The 10,000-nt window shown below is 62.8% G+C and carries 8 protein-coding genes; 6 read left to right on the top strand and 2 right to left on the bottom strand.

Annotation, left to right across the window (positions count from 1 at the left end; genetic code table 11):
* From odhB to lpdA, 5 genes are all read left to right on the top strand, one after another.
* The coding region (odhB, locus tag LDL37_RS09240) for a 2-oxoglutarate dehydrogenase complex dihydrolipoyllysine-residue succinyltransferase (protein WP_290797118.1) at positions 1-1,277 on the top strand (1,277 nt) is incomplete at its 5' end.
* Between the two features lie 95 nt (positions 1,278-1,372).
* Positions 1,373-2,563 (top strand): patatin-like phospholipase family protein, encoded by a 1,191-nt coding sequence (locus LDL37_RS09245; protein WP_290797121.1) that lies wholly within the window; start codon positions 1,373-1,375, stop codon positions 2,561-2,563.
* Positions 2,564-2,728: 165 nt separating this feature from the next.
* Positions 2,729-3,613: a hypothetical protein gene (locus tag LDL37_RS09250; RefSeq protein WP_290797124.1), complete on the top strand. Its 885-nt coding sequence runs from the start codon at positions 2,729-2,731 to the stop codon at positions 3,611-3,613.
* 58 nt (positions 3,614-3,671) lie between these two features.
* Positions 3,672-4,223, top strand: a complete 552-nt coding sequence (locus LDL37_RS09255) for a hypothetical protein (RefSeq protein ID WP_290797126.1) — start codon at positions 3,672-3,674, stop codon at positions 4,221-4,223.
* 98 nt (positions 4,224-4,321) lie between these two features.
* Complete coding sequence (lpdA, locus tag LDL37_RS09260) at positions 4,322-5,731, top strand: dihydrolipoyl dehydrogenase (RefSeq protein WP_290797129.1); 1,410 nt, start codon at positions 4,322-4,324, stop codon at positions 5,729-5,731.
* 144 nt (positions 5,732-5,875) lie between these two features.
* Here the strand turns inward: lpdA and LDL37_RS09265 are convergent, their stop codons facing one another.
* Positions 5,876-6,790, bottom strand: a complete 915-nt coding sequence (locus LDL37_RS09265) for a tyrosine recombinase XerC (RefSeq protein ID WP_290797136.1) — start codon at positions 6,788-6,790, stop codon at positions 5,876-5,878.
* Between the two features lie 186 nt (positions 6,791-6,976).
* Positions 6,977-7,672 carry a DUF484 family protein gene (locus tag LDL37_RS09270; RefSeq protein ID WP_232037030.1) on the bottom strand — a complete coding sequence of 232 codons (696 nt, stop codon included), beginning with the start codon at positions 7,670-7,672 and terminating at the stop codon, positions 6,977-6,979.
* 109 nt (positions 7,673-7,781) lie between these two features.
* On the opposite strand from LDL37_RS09270, the gene LDL37_RS09275 reads away from it, so the two are divergent.
* The gene (locus LDL37_RS09275) at positions 7,782-9,977 is read left to right on the top strand and encodes a primosomal protein N' (RefSeq protein WP_290797133.1); all 2,196 of its coding nucleotides are present in this window, start codon (positions 7,782-7,784) and stop codon (positions 9,975-9,977) included.
* Positions 9,978-10,000 lie beyond the last annotated feature (23 nt).

Raw genomic sequence — 10,000 nt, forward strand, 5'->3', positions numbered from 1 at the left:
CGGCGGCGCCTGCCACGGCTCCGGCCCCCGCCGCTACGCCGGCTGCGGCCCCGGCGGCGAGCGGTGCCCTGCTCGACGTCAAGACCCCGGTGATGGGCGAGTCGGTGGCCGAAGGCGCCATCTCGCGCTGGGCCAAGAAGGTCGGCGAATCGGTGAAGAAGGACGAAATCCTCGTCGAAATCGAAACCGATAAGGTCGCCGTCGAAGTGGCCTCTCCGGCCGATGGCGTCATCGCGGAAATCGTCGCCGCAGACGGCGCGACCGTCACGCCGGGTCAGGTCATTGCTCGCATCGCCGCGGGCGCTTCGGCGGGTTCTGTGGCCGCTGCCCCTGCTGCCGCTCCGGCTCCGGCGGCTGCCCCCGCTGCGGCCCCGCAAAAGGCCTCTGAGCACCTGTCGCCCGCCGTTCAGCGCATCGTCTCCGAAACCGGCCTGAGCACCGCCGGCATCGCCGGTACGGGTAAAGACGGCCGCATCACCAAGGGCGACGCCCTGGCGGCCCTGGCTACCCCGGCGGCGGTTGCCGTGGCTCCGGTGGCCGCAGCCCCCTCCGCTCCGGTCGCCCCGCGCGAAGTCGGCCCGCGTGAAGAGCGCGTCAAGATGACCCGCCTGCGTCAAACCATTGCCCGCCGTCTGAAGGAGTCGCAAAACACCGCGGCTCAGCTCACCACCTTCAACGAAGTGGACATGTCCACCGTGATGAGCCTGCGCAACGCCTATAAGGACGTCTTCGAAAAGCGCCACGGTGTGAAGCTGGGCTTCATGTCCTTCTTCGCCAAGGCCGTCGTCGCCGCCCTGAAGGACATTCCGGCGCTCAACGCCGAAATCGAAGGCACGGATATCATCTACAAGAACCACTACGACCTCGGCGTCGCCGTGGGTACGGAAAAGGGTCTGGTCGTGCCGGTCCTGCGTGACGTCGATGACCTGTCGCTGGCCGGTATCGAAAAGGGCATCGCCGCGCTGGGCAAGCAGGCGCGTGACGGCACCCTGTCGCTGGATCAGCTGCAAGGCGGCACCTTCACCATCACCAATGGCGGCATCTATGGGTCGCTGATGTCCACGCCGATCCTCAACATGCCGCAGGTCGGCATTCTGGGGATGCACGCCATCAAGGAACGCCCGATGGTCGTCAACGGTCAGATCGTCGCCCGCCCGATGATGTACCTGGCCCTGTCCTACGATCACCGCATCGTGGACGGCAAGGAAGCCGTGACCTTCCTCGTCCGCGTCAAGGAAGGGCTCGAAGACCCGCAACGTTTCGTCCTCGATGTGTAATTTCGCGTGAGGACGTGACCTATTGGAAAGCCGTTCCGTTCCACGGGGCGGCTTTTCTTTTATTTAGAGTCGCGGTTTATCCACAGGGGAGCCTCATGCTGAAACGTCTTGTCCTGATCGTTATGGCCTTTAGCCTGAGCGGCTGTCTGACGCTTCAGCGCACCGAGACGGAGTACCCACGCGCGGCGGACTATCAGCCGGTGGGTTTTCCCAATGTGCGCTTTTCGGCCACCGATCCCAATATTCCCGCCCGCCTCGAAGCCGATGCGCGCAAGGACATGCAACTGAACGGGATGCAGCGCTTCGACGTGCTGGCCCTGTCCGGTGGCGGCGCAGACGGCGCCTTCGGGGCCGGGGTCCTGGCCGGATGGAGCAAGCGCGGTGACCGCCCGCAGTTTCGCATGGTCACCGGGGTTTCAACGGGGGCTCTGATCGCGCCCTTCGCCTATCTGGGCTCCGCCTATGATGAGAAGCTGAAAGACGCCTATACCAGCGGCGTGGCCGACAGCCTGACCAAGTCACGCGGACTGTTGTCGCTGTTCACGCCGGGGGTGTTGGATTCGAAGGCCCTGTACGGGCTCGTCAGCACCTATGTCGATGAGACCATGGTGCGCGATATTGCCCGCGAACACCTCAAAGGGCGGCGCTTGCTGGTCGGTACGACCAATCTCGATGCCCAGACGGGCGTGCTGTGGGATCTGGGGGAAATCTCGGCCATTGCCGTTCGCGACGGCTCAGCCGGCAAGATGCGCGAGGCCATGGACCTGATCCGTCAGGTGCTGGTTGCCTCGTCTTCGGTCCCGGCCGCCTTCGCGCCGGTGATGATCACGGTCGAACCGGTGCCGGGCGGGCACGGCGTGCCGACCGGTCCGCGTCCGTTTCAGGAAATGCACGTCGATGGCGGCGTGACCCTGCCCTTCTTCATCCTGCCCGAGTCCATGATGAACTGGACCGTGCCCAAAGGCCTGATCAGTGGCGGGCATATCTATGTCATCATCAATGGCAAGATTACGCCGCAGCCTGCCATCACTCCGTACAATGCGCTGGAAATCATGGGCCGCTCGCTCGACACCCTGACCAAGGCGCAGGCGCGCGGGACTTTGATCAGCCTCTATGCCTTCGCCCAGCGCAGCCAGATGGACGTATCCGAAGTCGCCCTGCCGGATGAATTTATCGAAGGCGGGCTTCTGGCCTTTGAAAAGGACTCGATGCGCCGCGTCTTCTATTACGGCTATCAGTTGGGGGCGTCGGACAAACTATGGAAGCCAGACGCGCCAGCCAATTGAACCGGACGGGCAATCGTGTTTTAGAGCATTCGTCGGCTCAGTTGAGCCGCCGAAGGGCTCAAATATTTTGTTGTGTCGCGCATTTGATTCCGAAAACCGTTGCACACTTTTCGGAATGCGCTTTAATAAAACCAAATATAATTATTCCTGTCAGGGGGAGCCTTCATGTCTGTTCTGTTCCGCGCGGCTGTGACCGCCACTGCCGCCTTTTGTCTGCTGGTGTCCCCGGTCGCGCAGGCCGCCACCAACAGCAAGGCGGGCACCTTTAATTCCGCCGCGTCGCGCAAGGCCTGGCCGCACATCCAGCGCGCCATGACCGGCGATATGGCCGACATGGCCGACAAGGCGACGGAGCTGAAAGCGGAATATGTGCTGTCTTACGGGCTGGCGCTGGAGATGGGGCGCGAACCGGTCAGCCTCACCAGCCTGCAAAAATCGCGCATCCAGAATGTGTTTCAGGACTTCCTGAACATGTACATCCGCAAATCTGACAATATCAAACTGGATGGCCGTGAAGAGGCCCTGCTGGGGCAGCCGGATTTCTGGATCATGGTGGCGCGTGAGCTGGGGCGGCCGCAAACCCTGGCCATGATGCGTGAAATCCCCCTGCCGGGCATGGATGGCATGTCGGGCAGCGGCGGATCAGCCTTCTTCACCGGGGGCGGCGGCGTGGACAATCAGTTCAGCAAGGAAGACTATACGCTGAAAGGCGACAAGGTGCTGAACCGCTACATGGTTTATGCGTCGCAGTCCTGCGTCATCTATGCCCGCACGGCGCAACGCATGAAGCGCGTGCTGGCCATTCCGGCCTCGGAAACACCGCACCTGACGGCCGCGGCCTATAAGCAGACCTATGATACGGCGCTTATGCTCTACAAGGACGCCAACCGTCAGGGACCGCAGGCCTGCGGGTCGCGCGACTTCTATAATCAGGTCCTCACCTATGCCGACCGCAATATGGGGGGGCTGGAAAAGCTGAAGGCCGATCCGACACTGGCCGCCGCCGCCATCGGTGAGGCGGACACCTCCTCTCAGGCGAATAAGCCATAGGCAAGACCCGCCGCATGGGTTAAAACAGCGTTAACCCTGTTCTGCGGAGCGCTTTTCCATGAAGTACGTGCGTTGGTTTATCGCCCTGATTGTTGTGGCCTATGTCGGATGGATCGCCTTTCCGGTCATCAAATCGGCCCTGACCCCCAGCTATGCACCGCAGGTTTCCATGCGGCAGGCCGATGTCGATACGCATGTCGGCGGGGCCAGTATCCTGAGCGCCGATGACTCCTACGGAGCCGATGTGACGGCCGTGCCCTCCGACTCCATTCAGGGCGAAACCGCCGTCGCGGCCATAGAGACCGACAACAAGCCGGTCATCTGGCTGTGGGGCGGGGTGATCGTCTTCTATCTGATCGCGGCGTTTCTGTTTGCCAAGGGCAATGTGCGCGCGGCTCTGGCCTATGGCGCGGCCTTTGTGGCCGACGTGGTGCTGACCTTCCTGACCAAGGGCGAGGCGGGATCGGGCCTGTTTGACCGCATCCTCGAAATCCTCTCCGGTTGGGACCCGCGCTATACGCTGACTCTGGTGGCCATGGTGCTGGGCTTCATCATCCTGATGGCGCGCGGCCGCCCGTTGCCAAAGCGCCATCTGGCTTACGAAAACTAGCGTTTCCTCTCAAAATACCCACATAGGGCTTGACCCCCGCCGCTTGGAATTTTACGGCAGGGCAGGAAGTCTTATGCGCTAAATTAAGGGCCATCGCCATGTCTCAGGACCAAAGCTTCGACGTCGTCATCATCGGGGGCGGCCCCGGCGGCTACAATGCCGCTATCCGCGCCGGTCAACTGGGTCTCAAGACCGCCATCGTTGAATCGCGCGGCGTTCTGGGCGGGACCTGCCTGAACGTCGGCTGTATGCCGTCGAAGGCCCTGCTGCACGCTTCGGAACTGTTCGAAGCCGCCCAGCACGAATTCAAGACCATCGGCATCGAGGTCCCCGCGCCGACGCTCAACCTCGTCCAGATGATGAAGGCCAAGCAGGACAGCGTGGCCGCCCTGACCAAGGGCATCGAATTCCTGATGAAGAAGAACAAGGTCACCTACTTCGTCGGCTTCGGCAAGATCGAAGGTCAGGGCAAGGTGTCGGTCACGGCGCAGGACGGTTCGGTCCAGCACCTGACCACCAAAAATATCGTCATCGCCACGGGCTCTGAGCCGACCCCGCTGCCGGGTGTCACCGTTGATCAGAAGCAGATCGTGGACTCGACCGGTGCCCTGTCGCTGCCGGCGGTGCCGAAGCACCTCGTCGTTGTGGGCGCGGGCATTATCGGCCTCGAACTCGGTTCGGTGTGGCGTCGCCTCGGCGCCAAGGTGACGGTGGTGGAATTCCTCGACCGCATCACGCCGGGCATGGACACCGAAGTCGCCACGGGCTTCCAGAAGATTCTGGCCAAGCAGGGCTTTGCCTTCAAACTGGGCACCAAGGTCACCGCGGCCAAGACGGGCGCGACCGGTGTCACCCTTTCGCTGGAAGCGGCTAAGGGGGGTAACCCCGAAACCCTCGAAGCCGATGTGGTGCTGGTCGCCATTGGTCGCCGTCCTTTCACGCAAGGTCTGGGCCTCGAAAGCGTGGGGATTACCACCGATCAGCGCGGCTTCATCCCGACCAACCATTTCAAAACCGCGGCACCGGGCGTGTGGGCGATTGGTGACGTGATCACTGGCCCGATGCTGGCGCACAAGGCCGAAGAAGACGCCGTGGCGGCCATCGAGCTGATCGCTGGTAAGGCCGGTCATGTTGATTATGATCTGGTCCCGTCGGTCGTCTATACCTTCCCGGAAGTGGCCTGGGTCGGCAAGACCGAAGACCAGCTCAAGGCGGCGGGCGTGCAGTATAAGGTCGGCAAGTTCCCGTTCATGGCCAACAGCCGCGCCAAGATCAATCATGAGACCGATGGCTTCGTGAAGTTCCTGGCGGATGCCAGGACGGACCGCGTCTATGGCGTGCACATCATGGGCCCGCAGGCGGGTGAAATGATCGGTGAAGCCTGCGTGCTGATGGCGTTCGGCGGCGCTTCGGAGGACCTCGCGCGCATCTGCCACCCGCACCCGACCCGTTCGGAAGCCGTGCGTCAGGCGGCTATGGGCGTCGAAGGCTGGACGATGCAGGCGTAAACTTTTTGGGGCGTGGGGCCAAAGAAAGTATCTTGGGGTCCCACAAACCTTTTATTCAAAGAAAAACCCCTTCGGTTTCGCCGAAGGGGTTTTTCTTTGAAGGAGAAGACTTGGGGCCGCAGGCCCCAAACCCCGAAACAGGTTTCAGCCCTTCGGATGCGCCGCCGCATAGGCGCTGAGCAGACGTTCGGCATCGACCTGCGTGTATTTTTGCGTCGTCGATAGAGACGCATGGCCCAGCAGTTCCTGAATCGAGCGCAGGTCCGCCCCTGAGCCCAAGAGGTGCGTGGCAAACGAATGTCTGAGGGCGTGCGGCGTGGCGCGATCCGACAGGCCCAGCCGTGAACGCAGATGCTGCACGCTCAGTTGCACGTGGCGCGGGCTGAGCGGCCCGCCGCGCGGTGCGCGAAATAGCGCGTCCTCTGGTACTAGTGTAAAGGGCTGGAGGCGCTTATAGGCGTCCACGGCCTCGCGCACAGCCTCAAGCACGGGCACCAGCCGCGTCTTGTTGCCCTTCCCCACAATGCGCAGCGTCTCGCCCAGTGGCGTGTCCTTGACCGTCAGCGACAGGGCTTCGGAAATGCGCAAACCGCAGCCATAGAGCAGCAGCAGTACGGCGCGGTCGCGCGCTGCCTCCCACTCGGACTTGTCGGCATCCAACTCGATTTCAGTAAGCAGACCCTGCGCCTGATCCTCATTCAGCGGGCGCGGCAGGCTGGTCTTCAGGCGTGGCCCCTGAGTGAGCGCCACCTGCGCATTGGCATAGCCCAGATGCAGGTCGAGATAGCTATGAAATGATTTGATAGCCGACAGGTGCTGCGCCAGAGACCGCGCCGATAAGGGCTCATCCTTGCCGCGCAGATAGGCCATCCATCCGCGAATATCGGCAGAGGTCAGATGCGCCAGGTCGGTCAGGTCGATGTCAGCGCCTAACGCCTTGCGCAGATGTCCAATATAGAGGGCAAAGGCGTGGCCATAGGCTTCCAGCGTGCGCGGCGACACGCGCTTTTGCGCCTTGAGATACTGGAGCCAGTGCAAACGGGCATCGTCGATGGTCATGCCTTCACTGTAGAAGGCAATCGTCACCAATTATTTACCTTGTGACGTAGTCTGAGAGGCTGTCCAGAAAGCCGACTAACTTTCGGCATAAAACTCGAAAATTTTCGAAGGGCCGCCCCGAGAAAATTTTCTCGATGTTGAACCAAAGAAAACGTATGGCGCTTTAGCGCCAGACTTTTCTTTGAATTATAATACCGGCCAGCGTTCGGCGACGCGCTCAACGACGCGGGCGATAAAAGCGACCAGTTCGGCCCCCATGTCCGGGCTGAAACCTTCCCAATCGGCAGAGCCGAACGCGACCGCGCCGGGGCGGCCTTCGCGCCACATGGCGGTGCGGATGACAGCGGCGGATTTGATGCGGCGAACCTCATCCCCGAACAGGGCCCGACACACGCCGTCCGGGCCCAACAGCGACAGACCGGTCTCGCCGATAATATAGTCCACACCGCCGTAATCGAGCGTCATCCAGCCCAGCGGAATGGGGGCCGTGTCTTCCAGCGCGATGGTGGCGCAGACAAGGCCGAAGCGGTTGCGCACCTCTTCGTTGAGGCGGCGGGCCAGATCGGAATGGTTGCGCGCCTCCATCAGCGACAGGGCCATGGCGTGCGCTTGCCCCTGAGCGTCGAAATTGGCGCGGGCCGTCGCCTCGATCTGGCGGCGCATGTCGAAATCGCGTATGGCCTTGGCCTCCAGCCGCGAGAGAGCGGCCGGGCCGAAGTCGATCAGGTTGCGCGTTTTGGGCTGAAGCCCCAGCTTGTCCAGCAGCTCGCGATCCTGCTTCAGTTCCTGCACAAAGTCCGGCAGGAGACCGCGCAGGGTCTGGTAATCCATCAGGGCGGCGAGGCGCTCGGTCGTCGTCGGGTCGCGGAAATCTGAGGACATGTGGGCTATCGGGTGTGGTAAACGGCCGGTTAAACTTGGCGTTGACACAAGTGATGGCATAAAAAAGCCGTGGGGATGAGTCAATTCTATGGTTAATGCTTAAAATCTTATGGACAGTCCCGCCAACAGCCTGATCGAAGCCCCCGCCGTGGCGACCCGGCGGGCAAAGGTCGTGGTGCTGGCCCCCATGGACACGGCGCTCGACTACCTGATTCCGGACGATTTCGACCTCAGTGTAGGCGATCACGTGTGGGTGCCGCTGGGCCACGCCAAAGTGCGCGGCGTGGTGGTCGAGCTGTACGACAGCGCCGAAGCCGCCAAGCTGAAACCCGTTGCTGCGCGCATCGGCGACCCGCGCGTGCCGGAGGCGAGCCTGCGTTTCTGGCTGTGGGCGGCGGCCTGGACCCTGACGGCGCCCGGCACCTTCCTCAAAGGCTGCTTGCAGGCGCTCAAGACCCCGAAGGCGCAGGCCCGCCACGGCTATGTGCGGCGTGAGGTCGAAGCGCTCAAACCCACGGCCAAACAGGCGCGCGTGCTGGAACTGGCCGTCCTGCCGCTGACGGCGGCAGAGCTGGCGCAGGCGGCGGGGGTGACACCGGGCGTGGTGCAGACGCTCGAAAAGAAGGGCTGGCTCGAAAAGGTCGAACTGAGCCGCGAAGGTTTCGCCGCCCCTGATCCTGATTTTAAGACGCCCAGCCTCAATGCCGATCAAGCCGCCGCCGACCGCCTGCTACAAAACGAATGGGAACGTCAGGGCTTTGCGCCGGTCCTGCTCGATGGCGTCACCGGCTCGGGCAAGACCGAAGTTTATCTCGAAAGCGTGGCGCGGGCCCTGCGCGATGATCCGACGGCTCAGGTGTTGGTCCTTCTGCCGGAAATCGCCCTGACCACGGCGGTGATGGGGCGGCTCCAGAGTCGCTTTGGCGTGCCGCCGGTGCAGTGGCATTCGGCCGTGTCGGCCTCGCAGCGCCGGCGCATCTGGGATGGCGTGGCCACGGGGGAGGCGCGTCTGATCGTTGGCGCGCGGTCGGCCCTGTTCCTGCCCTATACGAATCTCAAACTCATCGTCATCGACGAAGAACACGACGGCTCCTACAAACAGGAAGAAGGTGTGCGCTATCAGGCCCGTGATCTGGCGGTGATGCGTGCCCATCGTGACGGCTTCATGGTGGTGCTGGCCTCGGCCACCCCGTCTCTGGAAACCCTGACCAATGCCCAGAAGGGCCGCTATCAGTGGGTACGGCTGGAAAGCCGCCACGGCACGGCGCAGTTGCCGGATATTGCGCTGATCGACATGAAGGCCCACCCGCCGGAAAAGGGCTTCTGGCTGTCCGACCAACTGGTGGGGGAGATACTGGCCACCCTGCAACGGCGCGAACAGGTGCTGTTGTTCCTCAATCGTCGCGGTTACGCGCCTCTGGTCCTGTGCCGGGCGTGCGGGGAGCGCATGACCTCACCTAAGACCGATTCGTGGCTGGTCGAACACCGGGCGACGGGGCGGCTGGTCTGCCACCTGACCGGCTTTTCGATGAAAAAGCCCGACCGCTGCCCGCATTGCGGCGCGCTCGACAGCCTGACCGCCATCGGGCCGGGGGTCGAGCGCATCCTTGAGGAGGTGCAGGAACGCTTCCCACAGGCGCGCGCCGAAATCTTCTCCTCGGACACCACGCCGGATGCCGACTCGTCGGCGGCCCTGATCAAACGGGTGGAAAACCATGAGATCGACATTCTGATCGCCACGCAGGCCGCCGCCAAGGGGCACAACTTCCTGAATCTGACGCTGGTGGGCATTGTCGATGCCGATTTAGGCCTGAAGGGCGGTGATCTGCGCGCGGCGGAACGAACGTTTCAGCTTCTGGCGCAGGCCACCGGTCGCGCCGGTCGGGCCGCCAAGCCGGGCCGTGCCCTGCTGCAAACCTACACGCCGGAGCATCCGGTGATGCAGGCCTTGCAGGCGCAGGACCGCGAGGCCTTCTATGCCTATGAGCAGATGAGCCGCGACATCGCGCAGTTCCCGCCCTTTGGTCGGCTGGGGGCGGTGATCCTGTCGGCCAAGGACAATGGCCTGCTCAATCGCTATGCGCGCGAACTGGCCCTGGCCATCCCCAATACCGAAGGCATCGACGTCTATGGCCCCGCCGATGCGCCTTTGAGCCTTGTGCGCGGCATGTGGCGCAAGCGGTTTCTCGTCCGGGCTGACCGCAACCGCGACCTTCAGGGCTTTATGAGCGCCTGGCTGAAAAGCCTGAAAGCCCCCAATGCCGTGCGCGTAGTGACCGATATCGAGCCGTACAGTTTCCTTTAATTACACCGACGGCTGGATGCGTC

Origin of the sequence: Asticcacaulis sp., assembly GCF_020217185.1 — a bacterium.
In the GTDB taxonomy this organism is placed as follows: domain Bacteria; phylum Pseudomonadota; class Alphaproteobacteria; order Caulobacterales; family Caulobacteraceae; genus Asticcacaulis.